The organism is Streptomyces sp. NPDC104313 (assembly GCF_055583985.1).
Genome location: NZ_JBVJMW010000006.1, coordinates 327678 through 352546, shown reverse-complemented (window position 1 = coordinate 352546; position 24869 = coordinate 327678). Strand labels below are relative to the sequence as shown.

The 24869-nt window shown below is 70.0% G+C and carries 21 protein-coding genes and 2 tRNA genes; 9 read left to right on the top strand and 14 right to left on the bottom strand.

Annotated features, from left to right (window positions below; all coding sequences use genetic code 11):
* Positions 1 to 37 precede the first annotated feature (37 nt).
* The 3 genes from ACZ60Q_RS17250 (at position 38) to ACZ60Q_RS17240 (ending at position 3661) form a co-directional block, all read left to right on the top strand.
* The gene (locus ACZ60Q_RS17250) at positions 38 to 814 is read left to right on the top strand and encodes a GntR family transcriptional regulator (protein ID WP_097867531.1); all 777 of its coding nucleotides are present in this window, start codon (positions 38 to 40) and stop codon (positions 812 to 814) included.
* Positions 815 to 834: 20 nt separating this feature from the next.
* Entirely contained in the window at positions 835 to 1329 is a 495-nt protein-coding gene (locus ACZ60Q_RS17245; RefSeq protein ID WP_469634673.1) for a GNAT family N-acetyltransferase, read from the top strand.
* Positions 1330 to 3262: 1933 nt separating this feature from the next.
* Positions 3263 to 3661, top strand: a complete 399-nt coding sequence (locus ACZ60Q_RS17240; protein ID WP_469634669.1) for a CBS domain-containing protein — start codon at positions 3263 to 3265, stop codon at positions 3659 to 3661.
* 77 nt (positions 3662 to 3738) lie between these two features.
* Here ACZ60Q_RS17240 and ACZ60Q_RS17235 read toward each other — a convergent pair whose 3' ends face one another.
* Complete coding sequence (locus tag ACZ60Q_RS17235; protein ID WP_469634993.1) at positions 3739 to 5208, bottom strand: catalase; 1470 nt, start codon at positions 5206 to 5208, stop codon at positions 3739 to 3741.
* Between the two features lie 171 nt (positions 5209 to 5379).
* On the opposite strand from ACZ60Q_RS17235, the gene ACZ60Q_RS17230 reads away from it, so the two are divergent.
* Positions 5380 to 5799, top strand: coding sequence for a Fur family transcriptional regulator (locus ACZ60Q_RS17230; RefSeq protein ID WP_469634666.1), 420 nt, complete (start codon positions 5380 to 5382; stop codon positions 5797 to 5799).
* 115 nt (positions 5800 to 5914) lie between these two features.
* On the opposite strand, the gene ACZ60Q_RS17225 is transcribed toward ACZ60Q_RS17230, so the two are convergent.
* From ACZ60Q_RS17225 to ACZ60Q_RS17210, 4 genes are all read right to left on the bottom strand, one after another.
* A tRNA-Met gene (locus ACZ60Q_RS17225) sits at positions 5915 to 5988 on the bottom strand.
* 74 nt (positions 5989 to 6062) lie between these two features.
* On the bottom strand, positions 6063 to 8135 hold the full coding sequence (locus ACZ60Q_RS17220; RefSeq protein ID WP_469634663.1) for a tetratricopeptide repeat protein: 2073 nt from the start codon (positions 8133 to 8135) through the stop codon (positions 6063 to 6065).
* Between the two features lie 226 nt (positions 8136 to 8361).
* Positions 8362 to 8435 (bottom strand) — tRNA-Met (locus ACZ60Q_RS17215).
* Positions 8436 to 8477: 42 nt separating this feature from the next.
* Complete coding sequence (locus ACZ60Q_RS17210; protein ID WP_469634991.1) at positions 8478 to 11513, bottom strand: UPF0182 family membrane protein; 3036 nt, start codon at positions 11511 to 11513, stop codon at positions 8478 to 8480.
* A gap of 135 nt (positions 11514 to 11648) precedes the next feature.
* Here ACZ60Q_RS17210 and ACZ60Q_RS17205 point away from each other — a divergent pair, with 135 nt between their 5' ends.
* A complete protein-coding gene (locus ACZ60Q_RS17205; protein ID WP_469634660.1) occupies positions 11649 to 12209 on the top strand; it encodes a PPA1309 family protein in 561 nt (186 codons plus the stop codon).
* A 48-nt stretch (positions 12210 to 12257) separates the two neighbouring features.
* On the opposite strand, the gene ACZ60Q_RS17200 is transcribed toward ACZ60Q_RS17205, so the two are convergent.
* The 4 genes from ACZ60Q_RS17200 to ACZ60Q_RS17185 all read right to left on the bottom strand — a co-directional run bounded on the left by ACZ60Q_RS17200 (position 12258) and on the right by ACZ60Q_RS17185 (position 15654).
* Complete coding sequence (locus tag ACZ60Q_RS17200; protein ID WP_469634657.1) at positions 12258 to 13373, bottom strand: YlbL family protein; 1116 nt, start codon at positions 13371 to 13373, stop codon at positions 12258 to 12260.
* 102 nt (positions 13374 to 13475) lie between these two features.
* Entirely contained in the window at positions 13476 to 13646 is a 171-nt protein-coding gene (locus ACZ60Q_RS17195) for a hypothetical protein (RefSeq protein WP_015611229.1), read from the bottom strand.
* 126 nt (positions 13647 to 13772) lie between these two features.
* Positions 13773 to 14234 (bottom strand): molybdenum cofactor biosynthesis protein MoaE, encoded by a 462-nt coding sequence (locus tag ACZ60Q_RS17190; protein WP_469634654.1) that lies wholly within the window; start codon positions 14232 to 14234, stop codon positions 13773 to 13775.
* A 268-nt stretch (positions 14235 to 14502) separates the two neighbouring features.
* A complete protein-coding gene (locus ACZ60Q_RS17185; protein ID WP_469634651.1) occupies positions 14503 to 15654 on the bottom strand; it encodes an SDR family oxidoreductase in 1152 nt (383 codons plus the stop codon).
* 190 nt (positions 15655 to 15844) lie between these two features.
* Between ACZ60Q_RS17185 and ACZ60Q_RS17180 the strand changes: the two genes are divergently transcribed.
* Together ACZ60Q_RS17180 and ACZ60Q_RS17175 are read left to right on the top strand one after the other, a co-directional pair.
* Positions 15845 to 17320 (top strand): zinc-dependent metalloprotease, encoded by a 1476-nt coding sequence (locus ACZ60Q_RS17180; protein WP_469634648.1) that lies wholly within the window; start codon positions 15845 to 15847, stop codon positions 17318 to 17320.
* Positions 17317 to 17856 carry an NUDIX hydrolase gene (locus ACZ60Q_RS17175; RefSeq protein WP_469634646.1) on the top strand — a complete coding sequence of 180 codons (540 nt, stop codon included), beginning with the start codon at positions 17317 to 17319 and terminating at the stop codon, positions 17854 to 17856. The genes ACZ60Q_RS17180 and ACZ60Q_RS17175 overlap by 4 nt, the downstream gene beginning before the upstream one ends.
* 76 nt (positions 17857 to 17932) lie before the next feature.
* Here ACZ60Q_RS17175 and ACZ60Q_RS17170 read toward each other — a convergent pair whose 3' ends face one another.
* The 4 genes from ACZ60Q_RS17170 to ACZ60Q_RS17155 form a co-directional block, all read right to left on the bottom strand.
* Positions 17933 to 18688, bottom strand: coding sequence for an AIM24 family protein (locus ACZ60Q_RS17170; RefSeq protein ID WP_469634643.1), 756 nt, complete (start codon positions 18686 to 18688; stop codon positions 17933 to 17935).
* Positions 18689 to 18707: 19 nt separating this feature from the next.
* Positions 18708 to 19388: an AIM24 family protein gene (locus tag ACZ60Q_RS17165; protein WP_469634641.1), complete on the bottom strand. Its 681-nt coding sequence runs from the start codon at positions 19386 to 19388 to the stop codon at positions 18708 to 18710.
* 11 nt (positions 19389 to 19399) lie between these two features.
* Positions 19400 to 21007 (bottom strand): TerD family protein, encoded by a 1608-nt coding sequence (locus ACZ60Q_RS17160; RefSeq protein ID WP_469634638.1) that lies wholly within the window; start codon positions 21005 to 21007, stop codon positions 19400 to 19402.
* 120 nt (positions 21008 to 21127) lie between these two features.
* Positions 21128 to 21751, bottom strand: a complete 624-nt coding sequence (locus tag ACZ60Q_RS17155; RefSeq protein WP_469634635.1) for a M48 metallopeptidase family protein — start codon at positions 21749 to 21751, stop codon at positions 21128 to 21130.
* A gap of 262 nt (positions 21752 to 22013) precedes the next feature.
* Here ACZ60Q_RS17155 and ACZ60Q_RS17150 point away from each other — a divergent pair, with 262 nt between their 5' ends.
* Positions 22014 to 23174, top strand: a complete 1161-nt coding sequence (locus ACZ60Q_RS17150; RefSeq protein WP_469634632.1) for a ThiF family adenylyltransferase — start codon at positions 22014 to 22016, stop codon at positions 23172 to 23174.
* 64 nt (positions 23175 to 23238) lie between these two features.
* Positions 23239 to 24687 (top strand): ABC1 kinase family protein, encoded by a 1449-nt coding sequence (locus ACZ60Q_RS17145; RefSeq protein ID WP_469634629.1) that lies wholly within the window; start codon positions 23239 to 23241, stop codon positions 24685 to 24687.
* Positions 24688 to 24707: 20 nt separating this feature from the next.
* Here the strand turns inward: ACZ60Q_RS17145 and ACZ60Q_RS17140 are convergent, their stop codons facing one another.
* Positions 24708 to 24863, bottom strand: a complete 156-nt coding sequence (locus tag ACZ60Q_RS17140; RefSeq protein ID WP_469634626.1) for a hypothetical protein — start codon at positions 24861 to 24863, stop codon at positions 24708 to 24710.
* Between the last annotated feature and the right edge of the window lie 6 nt (positions 24864 to 24869).

Sequence of the window (24869 nt, the reverse complement as noted above, 5' to 3'; positions counted from 1 at the left end):
TCAAGCTACTGGCTTGAGCCAGTTGTATCCTGGGGTCATGACTCCCCCTCGTAGCCGCGAGACCCAGCCCCCCGCCAGCAGGCTCATTGCGCAAGCTCTGAGATCCGCCATCGAGTCCGGAGAGCTCCGCGCCGGCGCCAAGTTGCCGTCGGAACGGACGTTGGCCGAGCAGTACGGCACAGCGCGGAACACCGCCCGGGAAGCAGTCCGCCTCCTGTCTGAGCAAGGTCTGGTCAAGGCGGAGCACGGCCGCGGCGTCTTTGTTCGCGAACCGCAGCGGCTCTTCCGGTTCGGCAGTGATCGTTACTCCCTCAAGAACAGGGAGAGCGGGCTGACGCCGTTTCGTCTGGAGGCCAAGAAGCAGGGCAAGACTGCGCGGATCGACGTGGTGTCGATCGCGAACGAGGAACCTCCCGTCGATGTGGCTGAGCGACTCGGCGTTCCGGCCGACACCGCCAGCGTTGTCCACCGGGAGAACCACTACTACGCCGACGAGGAGCCGGTTCAGATCGTCTCCACGTACCTCAAGTGGAGCGAGGCAGAGGGAACGCTTCTGACGCAGCCGAAATCGGGCCCGAACGGCATCTACGGCCGACTGGAAGACCTCGGGCACGTCATGACGACCATCAGGGACGAGATCACTGCCCGGATGCCCAGCCCGCACGAGGCTGCTGTGCTGCACCTGTCCCCTGGCGTACCTGTTCTGGAGGTGCTACACACCAGCTTCGACCAAGCGGGGGAGGCGTTCGAGGTCTCCCGCTACGTCCACAGGGCGGATGTGACCGGGCTCAAGTACGACCTTCCCGTCCAGTAACCAGAACCGGAGGCACTTCCATGAACGGCACCACGTCAGACGACGAGTTGCGCATTCGCCTGCGGACGAGCGGCGACCTGTCTCAGGCGGCGTCTGCCCTAGTTGCAGTGCATGAAGTGGACGGCTACCCCGTGGAAGGCGTAGACGATCCGGAGAGGTGGCTGTCACCGCCTGAGCTGTTGGCCGCTTGGGTGGCGGAGCTGTCCGGGCGGGTCGTGGGGCATGTGGCGGTCAGCGGCACACACGGGGGCCGGACCGGAGTGCTTGAACGGCTCTTCGTGCTCCCTGAGGCACGGCAGCGCCGAGCGGGCGAACGCCTGATTCGGGCTGCGGAGGAGTACGCGCAGGCCCAGAATCTTTCCCTCGAACTGGAAGTGCTGGCCAAAGACGAAGCCGCTATCCGCCTCTACAGACGCCTAGGGTGGTCTGAGACTGGGCAGCGGGAGCACAAGCTGGATACGGGAGACGCGCACCCAGCGCTCACCTTCATGGCACCCCGGGCGTTGGAGTCCTAGGCCGCCTAGCAGCAGCCGCAGCGAGCCTTGGAGGGGCGCGTGACCGCAGAGGGGCCGCGCAAAAGCCCCTGCTGCTAGACGCTAGGACCCAGCTCAGAAGCGTTTCTGCGTGCTAGCGACCCTGCTAGACCTAGCGGGGGCTGCTGCTAGGTCTAGCAGGGACTTCGTCTTCTCGTGGCGCTCTCTGGGCGGGAAGGGATAGAGCGAGCGGCAAGCCGCGTAACCCTTTGGCAGCTCGCTCCGCGAGCGCGCGCACCGCGCCGGCCGACTCGGCACCGTAACGCGGCGCGGCCCGGCGGTCCGGGACCTGTCCGAGGACCGGAGTTCTGCGTCACCGCGTCACCTGCGTCACCCGAACCCCCTGACCTGCACTTCTAGGGTGACGCAGGCGGCCGGGGGTGCGTCATCGGTGACGCAGGGCCGCGTCATGGGGTGACGCAGGTGACGCAGGTGACGCACGATGACGCAGGATTCAGCCTCTGCGTCACCCCGCTCCCCCGCAGGTCAAAGCCCCTTTCACCCAGCCGGGGTGACGCAGTGACGCAGACCTTCCCTACTTAAGAAAAAAGAGGGAGAGTTTTGTAGTGCTACAAGTGGGGTCAGTCGACAAGCAAGAGGAGCACCCGCCCGCGATCTGCCGGGGGTGCTCCTCTTGCTTGTGAGGCGGGAAGCGGAATGCTCACGGCCAGCGAGAACCGTGCGGCGGAGGAGAGGTCAGCGTCCGCAGCGTCCGCACGTCTCCTCCTTAAGAGCTGTCTTGACCTGCGGTGATGCTCTTAAGCGGTCGGGGGCTTGCGGACGCTGCGGACGCTAGCGGACGCTAAACAGTTTGTTTAGCGTCCGCACTGTCCCCGCAGGTCAGACACCCTCCCGGACTCCTTGCGGACGCTGCGGACGCTGTCTTACACCAAATCTCTAGGATGGGTTAAAGGGAGAGGCAACCGGAACCACTCTGCCGGTTGCCGCGCGAGATGGGGAGGGAGGCACACCCACCCCCGTAAAACCCGCTTCTCCAGGGGTCCGGAGGGGCACCTCCCCCGCCTCCCCAGCCTCCCCAAACGCCGATCTACGCAGGTCAGCCCCGGGGAAGCGCGCCGGGGAGGCGGTTGGGGAGAACTCCCCACCTCCCCGCTGCCTCCCAATCGCCTCCCCAGCGCGCACACCAACCTGAAATGCCTTCCAAGGAGCCACGCAGGGAGGGTGTTCGGGAGCTCCCGGCACCGCCGCCGGGTAGCTCCTTGGAAGGCATTTCAGGTAGAAACTGGCCGCACGTATCGCAGGAAGAGACCACGCCCCCGCGCCGGGTGGTCTCTTCGCTCCGACGATCAAACGACCCGCACCGCGCCACGGCGGCACAGTCGGCAAGCGGGGGACGCGCGCTCGCGGAGCGAGCTGCCAAAGGTCGTGCGGCTTGCCGCTCGCTCTATCCCTCTCCCCAACGCCGCAGGGGCCGCTATCGGAACGGCCCCTCAGCTTGTCGCTTGTCTTGTCGCCCGCAACCAGCCTTCTCCGCCCTGCGGTCGCCAGACCCCGCCTGACCTGCACCACGACAAGCGACAAGACAAGCGACAAGCGACAAGCCCCGCCCCACGGCCGGGCCGTCCGTGGGCCGTCGGAGGGTGGCCAGCGTTCACCAACACCCACCAACCGCCACCCCTCATTTGCAGGTCAGGAGGTAGTACAAGGGCTCCGCCGCAGGTGGCCGCAACCGCTCATCAGTTCCAGCGCTACTGACCGCCCCTGTCCGGGCCTGTCCGAAACCGTACGGTCCGCGAGACGCGCCGGGGGCGCTTTGTGTGCTTTTCGCACACCCTCCGGCGCGCTTCGCCACCCCTTGTCGACCCGCCCCAAGGGTGCAATTCTGGGAGTCCCCCCACTTGTGAACTTGTGAATCGACTCACAGGGTCGGCTCACCGAGGAGGTGGCTCGTTTCATGCTCGTCCGTGACGCCATGAGCACGGTGGTCCTCACCATCGGCCCCACCCACACGCTCCGCCAGGCGGCCCGGCTGATGTCGGCCCGCCGCATCGGGGCGGCTGTCGTCCACGATCCGGACACCTGCGGGCTCGGCATCATCACCGAGCGCGACATCCTCGACGCGATCGGCTCGGGACTGGATCCCGACCGGGAGACCGCATCCGCCCACACCACCACCGACGTGGTGTTCGCCGCCCCGACCTGGACCCTCCAGGAGGCCGCGGAGGCCATGACGCACGGCGGGTTCCGGCATCTGATCGTGCTGGACGGCGACGGCCCGGTGGGCATCGTGTCGGTGCGCGACATCATCCGCTGCTGGGCGCCCGTCCGACGTACGGTCGCGGCCGCCGGCTGACCTTCTGGGCGCGGGAAACGGCCGGTGGGCCGGATCCCGCGAGGGGATCCGGCCCACCGTCGACGGCAGGCGTCCGGTCAGCCGCGAAGGGCCTGGACCGCGGCTTCCAGCCGCTTGCCGAAGTCGCCGTCCGCCTGGCGGAAGTTGTTGATCGCGCGCTCGGCGATGCCGTCGCGCGAGACCTTGGCGATGAACCCGGCGAGGTTCTCGATCAGCCGGACCTTCTCGTCCTCGGAGAAGAGCCGGTAGAGCTCTCCCGCCTGCACGAAGTCGCTGTCCTCGGCGTGGCCGGGAGCCTCCGCGTTGCCGGTGGCACCGGTGACCGGCAGGGGCTGCCACAGCGGGCGGTCCGTCTGGAACGGGCCGCCGAAGCTGTTCGGCTCGTAGTTCTTGGCACCCTGGTGACGGCCGTCGTAGAGGAAGCCGTCCCGACTGTTGGTCCGCGCCTCGGTGGCGTGGGGGCGGTTCACCGGCAGGTGGTCGGCGTTGATGCCGACGCGGTAGCGGTGGGCGTCGCCGTACGCGAAGAGACGGCCCTGGAGCATCTTGTCCGGGGACGGGCCGATGCCCGGCACGAAGTGCGCGGGGCTGAAGATCGACTGCTCGACCTCGGCGAAGACGTTCTCCGGGTTGCGGTTGAGCTCCAGCCTGCCGATCTCGATCGGCGGGTAGTCCGCGTGCGGCCACACCTTGGTGAGGTCGAACGGGTTGAAGCGGTAGCCGGCCGCGTCCGCCGCGGGCATGATCTGGACCTGCACCGTCCAGGACGGGAAGTCACCGCGCTCGATCGACTCGCGCAGATCGCGCTGATGGCTGTCGGGGTCCTCACCGGCGAGCTTGTCGGCCTCGTCCTGGGTGAGGTTCTTGATGCCCTGGTCGGTCTTGAAGTGGTACTTGACCCAGAAGACCTCACCGGCCTCGTTGTTCCACTGGAAGGTGTGCGAGCCGTACCCGTTCATGTGGCGCAGCGTGGCCGGGATGCCGCGGTCCCCGAAGAGCCAGGTCACCTGGTGCGTCGACTCGGGCGACAGACCCCAGAAGTCCCAGACGTTGTCCGCCTCCTGCGATCCGGTGTACGGGTCGCGCTTCTGGGTGTGGATGAAGTCGGGGAACTTGATGGCGTCCTTGATGAAGAACACCGGGGTGTTGTTACCGACGAGGTCGTAGTTGCCCTCTTCGGTGTAGAACTTCAGCGCGAAGCCGCGGGGGTCACGCACGGCGTCGGCGGAGCCGAGGCTGCCCGCGACGGTGGAGAAGCGCAGGAAGGTCTCGGTCTGCTTGCCGACCTCGGAGAGGAACCTCGCCCGGGTCCACCGCGAGACGTCACGGGTCAGCGTGAAGGTGCCGTACGCGCCGGCGCCGCGGGCGTGCACGATCCGCTCCGGGATGCGCTCGCGGTTGAAGTGGGCGAGCTTCTCCAGCAGCGCCTGGTCCTGGACGAGAACCGGCCCGCCGACGCCGGCGGTCTCGCTGTTCTGGTTGTCGGCAACCGGCGCGCCGGCCTCCGTAGTGAGCGGTCCCTGCGTCACGTGCGCCTCCTGCGTCATGTCCTGCGCTTTCGGTGATCGGCCGGCCTCGATCGCCGGTTCGATGTCCCCCACAGCCTGTCCCTTGGCGTATGCCGAAGTCGATCCTACAATGGACAATGTCTAAGTCAAGTGAGCATCCAAAGTCACACCCGATCGGGACTCGATCCCTCCACTGTTAGGCTGGGCCCCATGAGCGACCTGCTGGAACGACTTCGTGGACGCGGCTGGCGCATGACGGCGCAGCGGCGTGTCGTGGCCGAGGTCCTCGATGGGGACCACGTACACCTGACGGCGGACGAGGTCCACGCGAGGGCCGTTTCCCGGCTGCCCGAGATCTCGCGCGCCACCGTCTACAACACCCTGGGCGAGATGGTGTCCCTCGGTGAGGTGCTGGAGGTCTCCACCGACCGCCGGGCCAAGCGCTACGACCCGAACGCGCACCAGCCGCACCACCACCTGGTGTGCGCCCGGTGCGGCGCCATCAGGGACGTGCACCCCGCGGGCAACCCGCTGGCGGACCTGCCGGCGGACGAGCGCTACGGCTTCATGGTCTCCGGCGTCGAGGTGACGTATCGCGGCATCTGCCCGAACTGCGCCACCGCCACCTGACCCACCACTCCTGACCCACCGCATCGGGCCCGCCGCCGGGCGGGCCCTTGGCCATCGCGTCCGCGGACATGACGAAGGCCCGGATCCCATGGGATCCGGGCCTTCGTCTTTTCAGTAGCGGGGACAGGATTTGAACCTGCGACCTCTGGGTTATGAGCCCAGCGAGCTACCGAGCTGCTCCACCCCGCGTCGGTGAATGCAACATTACGTCAGCGGGTCGGGAGGCGCAAATTCCTTCGCGTGGGCCTGTGGGTTCGACAGGGTTACGCGGTCAGCTCCTGGTGCAGCGCCTCGCGCAGCCGCGCGGCCCGCTCGGCCACCTCGGCCGGGCCCAGCTCCACCGCCCGCGCGCACCAGCGCTTCCCCTCGGCGAGCTCGCCCCGCCGGGCGGCGAGGAGCGCCAGGCGCAGCGCGGCCCGGCCGTGCCCGGCGGCGGCCGCACGGCTCCACCACAGGGCCGCCTCGCGCTCGCTGCCCTCGCGGGCCAACAGCAGCCCGAGGTTGAAGGCCCCGTTGCGACTGCCCGCCTCGGCGGCCTCCCGGTACCAGTGGGCGGCGCTCCCCACGTCCCCGCGGGCGGCGGCGAGCATGCCGACCCGGACCTGGGCGCGGCGGTGGCCCTGCTGGGCCGCCCGCTCGTACCACTCCTCGCACTCGGTCTTCTCCGGCATCGGCTCGCCCAGCGCGGGCGGTCCCGGCGGCGGCTGGCGTGCGTCCAGCACCCCGGCCAGCCGGAACGCGGCCTCGGCGCTGCCGCCGCCCGCGGCGCAGCGCAGGTGCCGCTCGGCCTCCCGGCCCTCGCCGTCGCGCAGCAGTGCCATGCCCACCTGGAGCGCGGCGTCGGTGTGCCCGGCCGCCGCCGCGCGCTCGTACCAGCCGAGCGCCGTACGGTCCTCGTCGCGTCCGGCGTGCAGGATGCCGAGGTTGAAGGCCGCGTCGACGCTGCCCGCCTCGGCCGCCTTGGAGAACCAGGGCTCGGCCCCGGTGTGGTCGCCGGCCTGGAGGAGCAGCACCGCGAGCGCGTTGGCGGCCTCGCGGTGCCCGGCGTACGCGGCGCGGCGGTACCACTGCTCGGCCTGCGGGGTGCGGTCCTGGGCGGCACAGAGCAGCCCGAGGTTGTACGCCCCGTTGACATCGCCCGCGTCCATGGCGGCCCGGTACCAGCGCTCGGCGGTCTGCTGCTCACCGCGTGCGGCGTGCAGCGCACCGAGCGCGTTGGCGGCGTTGCCGTCGCCGTCCTGGGCGGCGCGCAGCCACCACACGGCGGCGCTCTCCTCGTCGCCCGCGTCGCGCAGCAGGAAGCCCAGCGCGCAGGCGGCGCGCGGCTCACCGTCCTTGGCGGAGGTGAGGTACCAGCGTCCGGCCTCCTTGAGCTCGCCGCGCTGCTCCAGGATCGCGCCCAGGTGCAGGGCGGCGCGCCGGTGGCCCCGGGCGGCGGCCTGGCGGTACCACTGCTCGGCCTCGCCGACCCGGCCGGCTGCGGGTCCCGCCACGGGGCTGTCACCGTCGGCCACGCTCCAGGCGCCCGCGGAACCCGTCGCCCGTACGCCATGGGCGGGTGCGGGCGGCCCGCCGGGAAGGCCGAGGCCCGTTCCGGTTCGGCCGGAAGCGGTGCCCCGGCCCAGGCCGAAGGCATCGTGCGGGTCCACGACGGCCTTCCGCTCCAGGGTGCGGGCCAGCCGATAGGCGGCCTCACGGTGCCCCTGTTCGGCGGCGGCGCGCAGCCAGCGCTCGGCGCCGACGTCGCCGCGGTGCTCCAGCAGGTCGGCCAGCGCGTACGCACCCAGCGCGTGACCCTGCTCGGCGGACTGACACAGCCAGTACTCCGCGCCTGGCTCGTCGCCGCGCTCGCGGAAGTGCCGGCCGAGCGCGTGCGCGGCGGCGGCGGAACCTGCCACGGCGGCGATGCGCCACCAGCCGGCGGCCTCGTCCGGGTAGCCGCGCTGGTGCAGCAGGACGCCCAGGTTGTTCGCGGCGGCCCGGTCCCCGTCGGCGGTGGCGGCGCGCAGATACCGCTCGGCGCCGTCCAGCTCGCCCCGGCGCAGCAGCAGCGCTCCCAGGACGCTCATGGAGGCGGTGTCCCCCGCGTCGGCGGCGCGTCGGTGGCGCGCCTCGCTCTCGGCGCTGTCCGCGGCGTCGACCGCGTCCGTGGTGTCCTCGTCGGACGTACTCGCGGTGGCGCTCGCGCCGATGGCGCCGGTCCGCTGGACCGGTGCGCCCGCTCCGGCGATGGCAGCGGAGAAAGCCGCGTCTACCGCGTTTTCCCCATCTTGGCCGCGCTGCTGCACAAACCGCCCTGTCTCCAACAGAGTTGCCCTGTCCCCCATAAATACCATCGTCGCACCACCTGTAACCCGCGTACACCTCGTATATCGCGGCCAGCGAGGTCACTACAGCGTTTTGTCGACATGCCCACAGGGAGACAAGTCAAACACGTCCGGAAGCAACTGCTGCCCAGCGAACCGCACTTCACGCCCACAGCTTGGGACCGACACGGCCCACACGCACAACAGGCACGACGAAGGCCCGGATCCCTTGGGATCCGGGCCTTCGTCTTTTCAGTAGCGGGGACAGGATTTGAACCTGCGACCTCTGGGTTATGAGCCCAGCGAGCTACCGAGCTGCTCCACCCCGCGTCGTTGTGTTCAAACCGTACCACGACGCGGGGTGGACCTTTCTCAGCTGCCCTGGTCGGAGCCCTTCTCGGCCGCTTCGGCCGCATCCGGCTTCCTCGCCGGACCCGCCGTTTCCGCGTCCGCCGGCTTCTCGGCACTCGCGGGCTCGGCCGAGCTCTCCGGCTTGGCGTCGCCCGCCGGCTTCTCAGCGCCGTCGGCCTTGTCCCCCTCGCTGCCCGCCTTGGGCTGCGCGGCGGCGGCCCGCTCCAGAGCGTCCTGAAGAGCCTCCTGGGCCTTGCCGTAGGCCGGCCAGTCCTGCTCCTGCAGTGCCTTCTCGCCGTCGGAGTACGCCTTCTGGGCGTCCGCGATGGCCTTCTTGAGCGCCGCGCTGCCGGTGGCCGGGGGCTCATCGGTCTCGCCCGGCGGCTCACTGGGATCGGGCGGGGTCGTGACCCCGTCGTCCTCGACCCCGAAGACGGCGTTGAGCGCCTCTCCGAGACTGTTCTCGAAGACGATCTTCGATCCGTACGAGGCGGCCACCTTGCGCAGCAGCGGGTAGTTCTGGTTGCCACCGCGCGTGTAGACCGGCTCGATGTAGAGGAACCCGCCCTCCAGCGGAACCGTCAGCAGGTTGCCGTACTCGATGTCCGAGTCGGTGCCCTTGAGGTTCCTCACGAACTCGGCGACGTCGTCGTTGCCGTTGAGCTCACTCTGTACCTGGCCCGGGCCCTTCACCGTGGAGGTGACCCGTAGCAGCCGCATCTCGCCGTAGTCCTTGCTGGCCGCGTCCGCGTTCACCGCCATGAAGGCACCCAGGTTGGGTCGCCCTCGGGGAGTGAACGTGGTGGTCAGCGCGAACTGCTGCGCCTCTTGGCCCGGCATCTTCATGCTCAGGTAGTACGGCGGAACGGAGCCCGGCTCCTTGTTGGTCGGGTCGTCCGGCACCTGCCACGCGTCACTGCCGCTGTAGAACTGCGCGGGGTCCTCGACGTGATAGCGGGTGAGCAGCTCGCGCTGGACCTTGAAGAGATCCTGCGGATACCGCAGGTGGTCCATGAGCTCCCGCGGGATCTCTCCGCGGGACTCGACCGTCCCCGGGAACGCCTTGCGCCAGGTCTTGAGGACCGGGTCCTTGGTGTCCCACTCGTAGAGTTTGACCTTGCCGTCATAGGCGTCGACGGTGGCCTTCACCGAGTTGCGGATGTAGTTGACCTGGTTCTGCTGGGCGACGACCGCGCGCTGGTTGGTGGTCAGCGAGTCGGCCGTGGTGTCGCCGAGCGTGGTCCGGGACGCGTACGGGTAGCCGTTGCTCGTGGTGTACGCGTCGACGATCCACTGGATCCGGCCGTCGACGACCGCCGGGTAGGCGTCGCCGTCGATGGTCAGCCACGGGGCGACCGCCTCGACGCGCTCCTTGGGCGTGCGGTTGTACAGGATCCGCGAGCCCTCACCGATGGCTCCCGAGTACATGATCTGCGGCTCGCTGAAGGAGACCGCGTACGCGGCACGGTTGAAGGTGTTGGAGAGACTGACCCCGCTGTCGCCCTTGTAGCTGGTGGTCTTCTCGCCGTCCTCCTCGTAGTCGAGCTCCTTCTGGGGCCCGCCGACGATGGAGTACTGCTCGGTCTTCTCGCCGTAGTAGATCCGCTGCTCGTACTTGTCGAACTCGCCGGTGGAGGGCAGCCCCGACTCGGTGAAGTCCGGGGATCCCGTCGGGTTCGTCCCGGTGGTCGTGCCCCGGGCCGCGATGGCACCGTAGCCGTGGGTGTACGTGAAGTGGTCGTTGATCCAGTTCCGCTTGGGCAGGCCCTGGATGTTCAGCTCACGCAGACCGATGACGGTGTCCTGCTCCTTGCCGTCCTTGTCCTTGTAGCGGTCGACGTCCAGCGTCTTGGGGAACTGGTAGTAGTTCCTCCGCTGCTGGAGCTGCTGGAAGGCCGGGGAGACGACGTTGGGGTCCATCACGCGGTAGCTGGCGGCCGTGTTGGCCGCCGCCCGCAGCTTGCTGTCGTCCTCCGTCGTCGCCTGGCCCTCGTAGTCGTCCACCCGGGCGTCATCGATGTCATACGCGTCACGTGTGGCATTGATGTTCTTCTTGATGAACTCCGCTTCCTTGGCCTGCTCGTTCGGCTGGACCTGGAACTTCTGCACGATCGCCGGGTAGAGCCCGCCGATCAGGATCGCCGAGAGCACCATCAGGCCGAAGCCGATGACCGGGAGCTGCCAGGTGCGGCGCCACAGCGTCGCGAAGAACAGCACGGCGCAGATGGCCGCGATGCAGAACAGGATGGTCTTCGCCGGGAGGTAGGCGTTGGCGTCGACGTACCGCAGGCCCGTCCAGTTGTCCGCGGCCTTGAAGTCACTCGACTTCACCGCCAGCCCGTACCGGTCGAGCCAGTACGCCACGGCCTTCAGGGAGACGAAGATGCCGAGCAGCACGGAGAGGTGGCCGGTGGCCGCCCCGGTGGCACGGGCGCCGGGGCTGGTGATGCGGAGCCCGCCGTACAGATAGTGGGTCAGCGCGGCGGCGATCAGCGAGAGCACGGTCGCCGCGAAGCCGAAGCCCAGCAGGAAGCGGTACCACGGCAGGTCGAAGGCGAAGAAGGCGACGTCCAGCTGGAACTGGGGGTCCTTCTGCCCGAACGGCACACCGTTGACGTACAGCAGCCACGTGCGCCACTGGCCGGAGGCGGAAGCTCCGCCGATCAGCGCGACGAGCGCCGTGACGGCGAGCAGCACCCACTTCTTGTAGGGGGCGATGCTCATCCGGTAGCGGTCCAGGCTCTGCTGTTCCAGCGACATCGCGCTCAGCGGCGGCCTGAGCCGGTGCGCGAGCCAGATGTTCACACCGATGGCGATCGCCATCAGCAGTCCGAAGACGAGGAACAGCCCGATCTTGGTCCACAGGGTGGTGGTGAAGACGGATGAATACGCGACCGACCTGTACCAGAGCCAGTCCGTCCAGAACCCGGCGAACATGACGAAGGCCATGGCGAGAACCGCCAGGACACCCAAAGTCATGAGCAGGGTACGGGCGCGCCGGGACGGGCGGCCGACTCTGATCCGTGGCCCGGTCGGGCCTCCGCCGCGGTCCGGCATCTGGAAAGCCAACGTGCGCACCTCGTAGTTCGCGGTCGTGTGGACAGGCCCAGCGGTCCTAGAGCCCACCTATGCAACTTACTGGGGCTTTACCTAGTTCCCGTTCCCGGGGCGGAAGGAGGCAGGATATTGCCCATGCCCAACGTTTCCCCCGCAGGACCCCCGATGGCCGCGAGTCCGCTCACCGTCGCCGTCCTCGAAATCGACGCCTATGCCTCCAACCTCGGCTGGGACCAGCCGGCCCGGCTGTTCGCCCTGGTCGACACCGCACAGCTGCGGGTCCAGGAGCCCTCTCTCGCCGCTCAGCTGGGCCTTGAGGACCCCAGCTCCTCCGTCGCCGCACTCACCCCGATCGAGCAGGACGAACTTCCCCCGGGCACCGCGCTCGACGACTTCCTCGGCACGATCGCCTGGCCCGACGCCGTGGTCGGCTGCGCCATGACGGTGGAGCGCCTCATGCTGCCGCCGTCAGCCGAGGCCTCCGTGCCGGACGGTCTGAACGACCAGCAGCTGACCCAGTGGGTCGCCAAGCACCCCGGTCGGCAGGAGGTACGGATGACCGTGGCCGTCCTGCGGGACGGGGCCCGCGAGTCCGCCGTACGGCTGCGGGAGAAGGACTCCCCCACCGAGGTGCTGACCGGCGCCGGTCTGGTGCCCGGTCTCGCCGAGGCGCTCGCGGCGACGTTCGAGTCCTGATCCGGACGCCGCCCGGGCCCCGCGCGTGGGTCCCGGGCGGCGCAGCCGTCAGCCGGTCGAGCAGCTCGGCAGGCCCGCGGTCTTCCCCGTGCGGATCTGCTCCATCGACTTCGTCGCGTCCTCGATGGTCTTGACCCGCACCAGAGTGAGCCCGTCGGGTGTGTCGGCGGCGGCCGACGCACAGTTGTCGTCGGGCGTGAGGAAGTAGCGGGCGCCGGCGTTCCGGGCGCCGACCAGCTTCATGTTGATGCCGCCGATCGGGCCGACCGTGCCCGCGTCGTCGATGGTGCCGGTGCCCGCGACGAACTTGCCGCCGGTCAGGTCGCCCGGAGTGATCTTGTCGATGATGCCGAGGGAGAACATCAGCCCGGCGCTCGGCCCGCCGACGTCCGCGAGCTTGATGTCGATCTCGAACGGGAACGTGTGATCCGTCCCGGCCCTGATCCCGACGATCGCCCGGTCCTTCCCGGCCTCCTCGCCGTCGCCCCCGGCGGCGGGAGCCTTCGCGGTCTTGATGGTGATCTTCTCGCTGCCCTCGGGGGCACGCCCGGCCTTCTCGGCCGCGGCGGCGGTCTTCGCCGGGACGATGGTGAAGGTGACGTCCTCGCCGGGGCGGTGCTCGGTGACGAGCTTCGCCACGTCGCCGGGCTCCTTGACCACGGTACCGTCGACGGCCTTGATCACGTCGCCCGCGTGCAGCTTGCCCTCGGAGGGGCTGCCCTTGACCACCGTGGAGACCACGACCTGTGTGGCGACCGGGATGTCCAGCTCCTTCAGGGCGGCCACCTTGGCGCTCTCCTGGGACTGGCTGAACTCCTCGGCGTTCTCCTGGGTGGACTGTTCCTCGGTCTTGCCGTCCGGGTAGAGAGTGTCGTGCGGTACGACGACACTGTCGTGGGCCAGCCAGCCGTAGACGGCCTCGAAGATGTTCATCCGGTAGTCCGCCCCGGTGACGCGGACCGTCGTCATATTGAGATGCCCGGACGCCGGGTACGTCTTGCGACCGGAGATCCGCAGGACGGGCTCGCCACGCGCGTCGCCCAGCGTGTTCACCGTCGGTCCGGGGGACATCTCCGAATACGGCACTTTGATCAGCACGCCCGCGCAGAGCAGCGCGATGAGGACGAGGGCGGAGGCGAGCATCGTCGCGGTGCTGCGTGGCATGGAACGACAGTACGGGAAGGGCCTGTCAGTGCACCGCCGGGGCCGGTCCGTACGAGGAGACCGGAACGCGGCGGAAGGTGGTCACGCGGCGTGCGTCGGTCTTCAGAGAGCCTCGGAACCGGAGTGCGATTTCTCCATCGCGTCACGGAACCTGGCGTAGCCGGCGAGTTCGGTGACATCACCGGTCGTGCGATTGCGGGCAGCCCAACTCGCCCATATCGCACCACCGACAGCAGCGAAAAGTGGAATCAACAGCCAAGCGAGTGCCGCCATCACGACCTCCCTACCCCATGAGCGACCGGATGCCCGATCAGCAGATTAACGATCCGGAACACCAACGCTCGTGGCGGGGGTGCGGTTACGCAAATCGGGGCTGATGCGCCCCGGTCCGGTTTGCGCTCAGCAGGCTCCGACCCACTCCTCCGTGCCGTCCGAGAAACGCTGGTGCTTCCAGATCGGGACCTCGTGCTTGAGGTCGTCGATGAGCTTGCGGCAGGCCTCGAAGGCCTCGGCGCGGTGCGGGCAGGCGACGGCCACGGCCACGGCCAGGTCGCCCACCTCCAGTTCACCCACTCGGTGGACGGCCGCCAGTGCGCGGACCGGGTGGTCGGCGACGATCTTCTCCGCCACTCGGCGCAGCTCGTCCTCGGCCGAGGGGTGACAGGAATAGCCGAGTGCGCCGACGGCCTGTCCCGCGTCGTGGTTACGCACGGTGCCGACGAAGAGCGCGATACCGCCCGCCGCGTCGTCGCCGACCGCGCGGAAGACCTCGTCGACGGAGAGCGGGGAGTCCCGGATCTCCAGCAGCCGGATGGGGTCGGCCGCCGCGTGCTCGCCGGGATGGTCGTGGGTGGGTGCCATGCTCCCATCGTGCCGTACGGCTCCGACATCCCGGAATTGCCTGTTCCTCCGGCGGCCGGCCGACCGGTTCGGAGCCTCTTACAGGGCCTCGGGCGCGGTTGGGGCCTTTCGTTTGGATCAGGCCGGATCAGGGAGCGGTGTCCGGTGCGTGCGGCTGCGAGGCGACGGAGGGAGTCACCACGGAGCATGGGCGACCGACGGCAACGCCGCAGACGCGCGTGCCGGGGCCCGCGAGCCCGGCCCGGTCCGGACGAAAGGCCCTGAGCGGTCAGATGCGGCGGCGGGCCTTGCGGGCTCGGCGCACCACGGCGGCCGCGCCGAGCAGGGCGACCGTCGCTCCGGCGGCTCCGGCGGCGGTGGCGTCCTTGCGGCCGAGGCGGCGTCCGGCGAGCGTGTGGCGGCCCTCGACCTCTTCGAGGAGAGCTCCGAGCACCTCCTCGTTCGTCCACCTCGGCCGCCAGCCCACGTCGTGCAGCCTGCTGACGCTGACCACCCAGGGGTGCATCGTGTACGCCAGGTCACCGGCCGGGGACGGAGTGAGGCCGATCCGGTGCAGCCGGGCGGCGGCCCCGAGCGCGACGGCGGAGGGCAGCTCCATCCGGCGCACGCCGCTGAGCTCCTCGACCTCCTCCTGCTCCAGCCAGCCGTCGCAGCCGACCGCGAACTCGCCGTCGATCTTCTCCAGGGCGGCGTACTCCAGCGCCGTCACCAGGTCCTCGACGTGGCAGAACTGCCAGGTGGGGCGCGATCCGGCGACGACCAGGAGGCGCGGGGACTCGAAGTAGCGGGTCAGGGCGGTGTCCGTGCCGCCGACCAGGACGGTGGGGCGCACGACGGTGACGTTGAGCCCGGGGTGGGCGCGCGGGGCCCGGCGGCCGAGCCGCTCGATCTCCAGGAGGTCGCCGACACCGGTGGCTTCGGCGGTGGCACGCAGCTCGGCGTCCTCGGACAGCGGCACATCGTTGTCGGCGAGCGCCCCGTAGACCATCGCCGAGGTGCACAGCACGACCCGGTGGACCCCGACGGCGGCCGCGGCGGTGAGCACGGTCTGGGTGCCGCGTACGTTGTACGCGGTGCGGGCGGCGGGGTCGGTCTCCAGGTCGAGATCGAGGGCCAGGTGGACGACGACGTCCGCGCCGCGCAGCTTCTCCGCGATCGCCGGATCCCGTACGTCCAGGATGTGCCAGGTCGCCTCGGAGACCTCTCCCCGGCGCTCGTCGATCGCGATGACCTGCTTGATAGCGTCGGATGCGGCGAGGTGGGCGGTCAGCAGTTCGCCGATACCGGTGGCGGCGCCGGTGACCGCGACGACGGGGCCCCGGTTTCTGGGGGTCCTGGGGCGTTTCGTTTCGGGTGTGCTCTCGGGCGAGGGGTCGGTCAGGTTTCGCGCTGCGCGAACCTGCGGATCTGGGGAACTCACCGGGCGTCTCCAGCGGTTGTCTTCAGTACGTACCCGAATGACGCGTACGTACCAGGTGGCGTCCATCCTGCCGCAGGCCGGGAGTCGGCGAAGCACTGAGGCCCGAAGCGGGCGTGGTGTCTACGCTGGATGGTGATGTCGGGCAGTCGCCGTCGGTTCGAGCCGGCGGCCCTACGAGCCGAGGAAACCCGTGAGTGACACCCCATTCGGATTCGGCCTTCCGCCGGAGGAGCCGGAGAACGGCGACGAGGGCAAGAAGAAGGAGCCCACCGAAGGTGGGCAGAGCGCGGGCGGGCCCGGGGGCCCGTTCGGATTCGGGCCGGGAGCGGGCGGGGACAACCCGTTCGCCGCAATGTTCGGCTCGATGAATCCGAACGATCTCGGCGCCGCCTTCCAGCAGCTCGGTCAGATGCTGAGCTACGAGGGCGGTCCCGTGAACTGGGACATGGCCAAGCAGATCGCCCGCCAGACGGTCTCACAGGGCGCCCCGGACGGCTCCAAGGACGCTAGTGTCGGCCCGTCCGAACGCACGGCGGTCGACGAGGCGCTGCGCCTGGCGGACCTCTGGCTGGACGGTGTGACGTCGATGCCGTCCGGTGCGGTCTCCACCGTGGCGTGGAGCCGCGCGGAGTGGGTCGAGGCCTCGCTGCCGGCCTGGCAGCAGCTGGTCGACCCGGTGGCCGAGCGGGTGGGCCTGGCGATGGGCGATGTGCTGCCCGAGGAGATGCAGGCGATGGCAGGCCCGCTGATCGGCATGATGCGGTCGATGGGCGGCGCCATGTTCGGCCAGCAGATCGGTCAGGCCGTGGGTGTGCTGGCCGGTGAGGTGGTCGGTTCCACCGACATCGGGCTGCCGCTGGGACCGGCGGGCAAGGCCGCGCTGCTCCCGCTGAACGTGGAGAAGTTCGGCAAGGACCTCAGCGTCCCGCAGGACGAGGTCCGGCTGTATCTGGCCCTGCGCGAGGCCGCTCACCAGCGGCTCTTCGCCCATGTGCCGTGGCTGCGCTCGCATCTGTTCGGCGCCGTCGAGGCGTACGCCCGCGGCATCAAGGTCGACACCAGCAAGCTGGAGGACGTCGTCGGCCAGTTCGACCCCTCACAGCCGGAGCAGTTGCAGGACGCCCTTCAGCAGGGCATGTTCCAGCCGGAGGACACCCCCGGGCAGAAGGCGTCCCTGGCCCGTCTGGAGACGGCTCTCGCGCTGGTGGAGGGCTGGGTGGACGCGGTGGTCCACGAGGCCGCGAAGTCCCGGCTGACCTCGTCCGACGCGCTGCGCGAGACGATGCGCAGGCGCCGCGCCTCCGGTGGACCGGCCGAGCAGACGTTCGCCACGCTCATCGGCCTCCAGCTGCGCCCGCGCCGGCTCCGGGACGCCTCGCGCCTGTGGGCCTCGCTCACGGACGCCCGGGGTCTGGAGGGCCGGGACGCGCTCTGGGCCCACCCGGACATGCTGCCGACGGCCCACGACCTGGACGACCCGGACGGCTTCGTGCACCACGAGCAGGCCGATTTCTCCGAGCTGGACAAGATGCTCGGCGAGGCGGCGAAGGGCTCGCGGAAGCCCGCGGCGGAGGACGCGCCGAAGCCGAAGCCGGTCGAGGACAAGGGCGACGGCGAGGGTGAGGGCCACAGCAAGGACGAGGGCAAGGACGGCCGCGACCAGTGACCCTGCGCGACGACACCGTTCTCGTATTGAAGGGTTACGCCCCCGGGGACGAGGCCGGTGACCAGGCGGGGCTGCGTCAGGTCTACCTGGATCACCTGGCACAGCACGACGACGGCATGTGGAAGGGGTGCGGGGCCGGGCATATCACGGCCAGCGCCCTGGTGATCGATCCGGAGCGGGAGAGGGTTCTGCTGACCCTGCACAGGAAGCTCCGGATGTGGCTCCAGATGGGCGGCCACTGCGAGGAGCGGGACGTCACCCTGGAGGCGGCGGCGCTCCGTGAGGCGACGGAGGAGTCCGGCATCACGGGGCTCACCCTGCTGCCCGGCGGACCGGTCCGGCTGGACCGGCACCCGATTCCGTCTGCCTGCAACTGGCATCTCGATGTGCAGTACGCCGCGCTGGCCCCGGCCGGAGCGGCGGAGCGGATCAGCGAGGAGTCCCTGGAGTTGCGCTGGTTCGGCTACGCGGACGTGCCGGGAGTGGCCGACGCCTCCGTCGGGCGCCTGCTGGAGGCGACGCGGTCCCGGCTGTAGCGGCAGGCTGCACGGATGTGCGTAAGGGGCGGCCTCCGGGAGGCCGCCCCTTACCGCTGTTCCCTGCGGGCGCTGATCAGTTCCAGGCGTTGTTCTGGTTCTGGCCTTGGGAGCCCTGCTGGCCCACGCCGAACTGGGCGCGGGTGCCCTGGCCGACCTGGGCGTTCTGCGGAGGCATGACCTCGCTCGGCTGGACCAGGGCGAAGCCCTGGCCGAGGAAGCTCAGCTCCCAGCCCTCCCCGGTGTTGCCGCGACGCCTGAGGACACCCGAGGAGTGTGTCTGGGCCTGCATCTGCACGCGCAGGGAGCTGGACCAGGCGACGATCGCGTCGGCGTCGACGTTGACGTACTTCTCGGGCGTGACCTGCATCATCAGGGGCCGGCCCGAGGTCATGAGGGCGACCTTGCCCGAGCCGGAGATGTTGAGCTGGTACTTGCCGCTGCCGGAGATCCCGTACTGGCTGTCCACCGCGATGACCTCGGTGTGCAGCGAGGAGTCGAGCGCGAGGACGTAGGAGCTGTCCACGGTCATCCCCTCGCGGTCGACGTCCACGACGTGGATGTACTGCGCGAGGTTGGCGAGGTAGACGGTGCCCTGGCCGGACACACGCATCAGGTCGAGGCCCTCTCCGGTGTTCGCGCGGGCGTGGCGCTGGTCCCGGGACCGGTATTCCCCGTCGAAGTCCATCAGTCCCTGGTAGGCGACCATCGCGCCCTTACGGGCGAGGACGTCGTCATGGCCGGTCAGCGAGACCCGCAGGAGCTGCGGGTTCTGGATCGCGTAGCGGTCCTGGGTCTGCTGCTCGGTGTGGCTGAAAAGCGGACTCTGCATGATGTGTTCTCCCTCCCCGTCAGTTCTGGATCCGCAGACGGTCCGTGCTGTCCTCGCTCGGCTGGACGACGACGATGCCCTGGCCGGAGAAGCCCATCTGGTACGCCTCGCCGCTGCCGCGCCCGATCAACGAGCCGGCCTTGAAGCTGCGCTTGCCCTTCACCTTGAGGTTCGGGGACCAGGCGACGAGCGCGTCCGGGTCGACGTACGTCTCGTCCTCGCCGCGTCCGCAGTCGACGACGATCGGGGTGCCGCGCGAGGTGATGGCGACCCATCCGGTGCCCCGGACGACGACGTTCCACAGGCCCTGTCCGGCGAACTTGGCGAGCCCCTTGACCTTCTCGACGCCCCACGTGAGGTGGGCGTCGAAGGCGAGGAGGTTGGTGCCGTTGACGGAGATGGAGTCGTTGTCGAGGTTGATGACGACCACGTCGGCGCCGTAGTCGGCGAGGTAGAGCAGTCCGTCGCCGGAGCACTTCATGACGGGGGCGCCCTCGCCGGTGATCCACTGGGAGGCGATCTGCCGGACGGCGGGCGGGTTGGGCTCGTACTGGATGAAGCCCTCGTACGCCACCATCGAGCCGGTGCGCGCGAAGAGGTCCTGCCCGGAGGCCATGGCGACCTTGAGCATGGTCTTGCCGTGGTTCTCCATACGGGCCGTGACAGGGGTCGGGGCGAAGCCCGCGAGTTGCTGGTTCATGACGGGCTCCCTCAGACCTCGTAGGGCTGGACGACGATGAAGTTGCCGGGGGCTCCCCGGAACTGGAGGTTCACGGTCTCGCCGCTGTGTCCGGGATACGCGTTGCGGCGCAGCCGGACCTGGCTGGAGACGATCACCTGGGAGGCGGCCGACCAGGCGACCACCGCGTTGCAGTCGGCGAACGTGGTGGGCGTGACCGGCAGAACGACCGGGGTGCCGTGGGTCTTCACGATCACGGTGCCGGTGCCCTGGAACTGCAGGGTGAACAGTGCGCCGCCGGGAAGGCCGTGCCCTTCGACCCTGCGGACCTCGTACTGGAGGGACTCGTCGAAGGCGAGGACGCTCTCGGCGGAGACGCAGATGGCATCGCCCTGCAGCTCGATCGGGTGCAGGTGCGAACCCTCCTCGGCGAGGAAGACCTGGCCGCGGCCGGTACAGCGCATCAGCTGCATCTCCTGGCCGGTGGCATTGCCCACGGCGCGGCCGACGAACCCGGCACTCTTGTAGCCGAAGTCCACCTTGCCCTGATACATCACCATGCTGCCCTGGCGGGCCAGGACCCCGGATCCGCCCATGGTCAGGTCGACCCGTATGAGCTGCTGGTTCTGCGAGGTCCAGCGCTGCCCCGTAGCGGTCTCCTTGTACGGCTGCAGAGCCGCCTGGAGACCCGCACCCGTGGCCGGCGCTCCCTGGGGCACTCCCTGCGGCATGCCGACGGGGGGCTGCTGACCGTACGGGGCAGGCGCGGGCTGGCCGTAGGGAGCGGGGGCCTGCTGGCCGAAAGGAGCGGCGGGCGGGGCACCCTGGCCCGGGACCTGGCCGAACTGGGGCTGCTGCGGCTGGCCGTACGGGGACGGGGCCTGGGGTGCCTGCGGAGCCACGGGCGCCTGCGGTATCTGGGGAGCCGGCGGGGCAACGATCGTCGGCGCCGCGTGCATCGGCTGCTGCGGGGCGGGCGGCGGCGTGGGCGCGGACGGGGCGCCGAAGGTCGGCACGGGCTGCGGGGCGGGCGGCGCGCCGAAGGCCGGGGGCGCGGCGGGCGGGGCGAAGCCCGGAGCGGCGGCGGGAGCGGCGGCGGGCGGCGGCTCCTCCTCGGCGACCTCGCCGCCGAAGTTCTTCAACAGCGCGTCGAGACCGCCGTCGAAGCCCTGGCCGACGGCGGCGAAACGCCAGACGTCCTTCAGATAGAAGTCGCCGAGCATCACGGCCCGCTCGGTGGTGAACTCCGACCCGGTGAAGGAGTACCTCACCACTTCCTCGCCGCCCGCGACGATCCGGATGTAGCCGGGGCCGATCTGGGACATCTGCCCGCAACCGTCGAGCGTCGCGGTGAAGGAGAGTTTCTGGATGGCTGCCGGAATGCGGTCGAGCGTGACACGGAAGGACTCGGTGTCGCCGGACTGCGCGCCGAGGAGCTGGAGGGACTCCTCCGGCGATTTCGGCTGATTGAAGAAGATGAAGTACCGCTCGTCGGAGAGCTGCTCATGGGCGTCGAGGCCGAAGCAGCTGATATCGAAGGTCAGCCCCGGGGCCGCGATCTGCACGCCTACGTACAGATCGGTCCCTGGTGTGAGATCACTGATCTTGGCCTTGTGGCCGCGTTGGAATTCCCTGGCCATGCGTAACGACCGTCCCCCATCCCGAAGGTAAATGCGTCGCGTCAGGCTAACCGCAAACGACAACATCCGACCAAGCCGGTACACACCCGGTACAGAATCGGCGAACGCGGCCGACCCCGATCACTCCTCGCGGGCGGCGGGCAGGTGGGGCAGGCGGTCGGCCGCCACGACGCCCTCCAGATACCCACGGGCGCGCTCGGTACGCGGATACGCCTCCAGCAGCCGCCAGAACCTCGGCCCGTGTCCGGGAACGAGCAGATGCGCCAGCTCGTGAAGGAGTACGTAGTCGACCACGTACTCCGGCATGCCCTGCAGCCGGTGCGAGAGCCTGATGCTGCCCTCGGCGGGGGTACACGAGCCCCAGCGGGTGTTCTGGTTGGTCACCCAGCGCACGGTGACAGGCCTGGCGCGACCGTCGAAGTACTGGGCGGACAGCAGCTCGGCACGCTCCGCGAGTTCGGTGTCGCCCAGGACGCGCTTGTTCTCCTGGGCGGCGAGCCTGTCCAGCATCACGCCCACCCAGCGCCGCTCCTCCGCCTCCGACATCCTGGCGGGGATGAGCACGACGGTGCGGTCGCCCTCGCGGTACGCGGAGACCGTTCTCCTGCGCCGGGTGCTCCTGCGGACCTCGACCGCGCTCGTCGCCGAAGCGCGGGCCGGATGGGCTGCCGCGCTGCGCTGATGGCTTCCGGCGCTGGGCGCGGGGGTCTCCCCGGCGAAGCCGGACGGCGGGTCGGCGGGCACGCCACGACGTTACCCGCTGTCCGTGGGGGAAGTCCCGCCCCGGGTACGGTTCCGCGTCGATCCGCGCCACGGCACGCACCATGTGAACCACCGAAGGCTTGAATGATCAAAGGCTTGAACGACTAATGACCTGCGCCTGTGGACAACTCCGGGCACGGTTCGGCGCCGGTCCCGCATTCTGGCGGAGGTCCTGCGGAAAGGACCGCGGATCAACCGGTCTGCGAGCACGCCTGTGCCGTGACACCGCTCGGGGGGAGAAATCATGCATCCGATGCTGAAGCCCGCACTGCGCCGCGCCTGGCGCGGACGGAACACCGTGCAATTCGGCGTGACACCCGCACATGCCGTGACGCTCGGGCCGGTGGACCTCGCCACGGGAAGCTTTCTGGAACTGCTCGACGGCACCCGCGGGCTGCCGCTCCTGCACGAGGAGGCCCGCGCCCTGGACCTGTCGGAACGGCATGTGGACACCCTGCTGACACGGTTGGCGGAGGCCGGGCTCCTGGACGACCCGAGGTCGGCCGGTCCGGGGGCCGATGTCCTGTGCCGCCGAGCCGAGGTGATGGACCGCCAGCGTCCCGATGTGGCCTCCCTGTCGGTCGTCCGTCCCGAGCCGGGGGGCGGCACGCGCCGGATGGCGGCCCGACGGGCGATGCGGGTCCAGGTTCGGGGAGCGGGCCGGGTCGGGGCGTCCATCGCCTCGGTGCTGTCAGGTGCGGGGGTGGGGCACGTGGAAGTGCTCGACGGGGGTCGGGCCGAGCCCTGGGACGTGGCGCCCGCGGGGCTCCCCCCGGCATCCGTGGGAGAACGGCGCGACGTGGCGGCCCGCCGGCTCGTCCGCCGGTCCGCACCCGGGCCCGCTCCCCGTCGGGCGAGAACGGACGGAGCGGCGGCCGACCTGCCGGGGAGCGCCGGGCAGCCCGGTCTGTCCCTGATCGTCGTCGCTCCCCGGGACGGCCTCGCGGTGTACGCGCCCCTCGCGGACACGGCAGGTCCCTGGGTCGCGTCGGGCACTCCGCATCTCTATGCGGGAGTGATCGAGGCCACAGGAGTGGTCGGGCCTCTCGTCCTGCCCGGGGGCACCGGCTGCGCGGGCTGCCTGGAGCTGCACCGTGCGGACCGGGATCCGCAGTGGCCCCGGATGCTGGCGCAGTGGCGTTCCGGGCGGCGGGGAACGGTGCCCGCCTGCGATCTGGGGCTCGCGACGGCGGTCGCCGGTCTTGCCGCGGCACATGCCCTGGCGTTTCTGGACGGGGACCTCCCTGCCTGTACCGGAGCTCGCTGGGAGGCCGCTCTGCCCTTGCTGGACTGGCGTTCCGAGCCGATCGGCCCGCATGCGGACTGCTCCTGCGGGGCGGCCGGGAGCACTATGAGGGAACGGCCCTCCGGTGCTCTTCCGGCGCAGGACACAATGACGGGGTGACCGCCGTCGCCGGAGAGACACCGGAGGCACGAGCGGCACGGCAGTCTGGGAACTGGAGGGGCACATGTCTGATCTTCCCCGGAAGGCGGTTACGCGTACGGCCAAGCTGGCCGCGCTTCCGCTCGGCTTCGCCGGCCGTGCCACATGGGGTCTGGGCAAGCGGATCGGCGGCAAGTCGGCCGAACTGGTCGCCCGTGAGGTGCAGCAGCGCACGGCGGACCAGCTGTTCAAGACCCTGGGCGAGCTGAAGGGCGGGGCCATGAAACTGGGCCAGGCCCTCTCCGTCTTCGAGTCGGCTCTGCCCGAGGAGGTCGCCGGCCCGTATCGGGCCGCGCTGACCAAGCTCCAGGAGGCCGCGCCGCCGCTGCCCGCGCGCACGGTCCACGGGGTTCTCGCGACACGGATCGGGGAGGACTGGCGGGAGTATTTCCTGGAGTTCGAGGACACGCCGGCGGCTGCCGCCTCGATCGGGCAGGTGCACCGGGCGGTGTGGCACGACGGCCGCGAGGTCGCCGTGAAGGTGCAGTATCCCGGCGCGGGCGAGGCGTTGCTCTCCGACCTCGCCCAGCTCAGCCGCTTCGCCCGGTTGCTCGGCCCGCTGGTCCCGGGGATGGACATCAAGCCGCTGATCAAGGAGCTGCGGGACCGGGTCTCGGAGGAACTGGACTACGAGCTGGAGGCGCGAGCACAACAGGAGCACGCGGCGGAGTTCGAGGGCGACCCGGATGTGGTGGTCCCTCAGGTGGTGCACCAGTCCGACCAAGTGCTGGTAACGGAGTGGATCGACGGGATCCCGTTGTCCGAGGTCATCGCGGGGGGTACGGCGGAACAACGGGACCGCGCAGGACAGTTGCTGGCCCGCTTCCTCTTCTCCGGTCCGGCGCGCACCGGCCTGCTGCACGCCGACCCGCATCCGGGTAACTTCCGGCTGATGCCCCCGGCGGCGGACTCGGAGCCTACGGAGGAGGACGGCGGTTCGGTCGGGGCGTGGCGGCTGGGAGTGCTGGACTTCGGCACGGTCGACCGGCTGCCGGGCGGGCTGCCACGGAACATCGGCGACTCCCTGCGGCTGACGCTGGAGGGCGACGCGGCGGGGGTGTACGGGCTGCTGCGCGAAGAGGGCTTCGTGAAGGAGTCGATCGATCTGGACCCGGACGCGGTGCTCGACTACCTGCTTCCGATCATCGAGCCCACGCAGGTGGAGGAGTTCACCTTCAGCCGGGGCTGGATCCGTGAACAGGCGGCCCGGATAGCCGATCCGCGCTCTCCCGCCCACCAGCTCGGCAGGCAGCTGAACCTCCCCCCGTCCTACGTCCTGATACACCGGGTCACACTCAGCACGATCGGGGTGCTGTGCCAGCTCGGCGCGACGGTCCGGCTGCGCGACGAGCTCGAGGCGTGGCTGCCGGGATTCCTCGCGGACGACACGGAGGCAAACGACACGGAGGCGGACAACCCGAGGTCGGTGGACACGGAGTACACCGAGGAGGAGGGCGAGCCCGTCCAGGCGTAGGGGAGGCCGAGGGGCCGCGCTCACCGCCGGAGGGAGTCGAGGCGGCTCTCGATCGCGCGGACGTGGAGACGGGCGCAGCCCTCGCAGAAGAGGAGACGGCGTCCGTCCTCCACGATCGCGCGGACGTGGAGACGGGCGCGGCCCTCGCAGAAGAGGAGACGGCGTCCGTCCTCCATGGAACA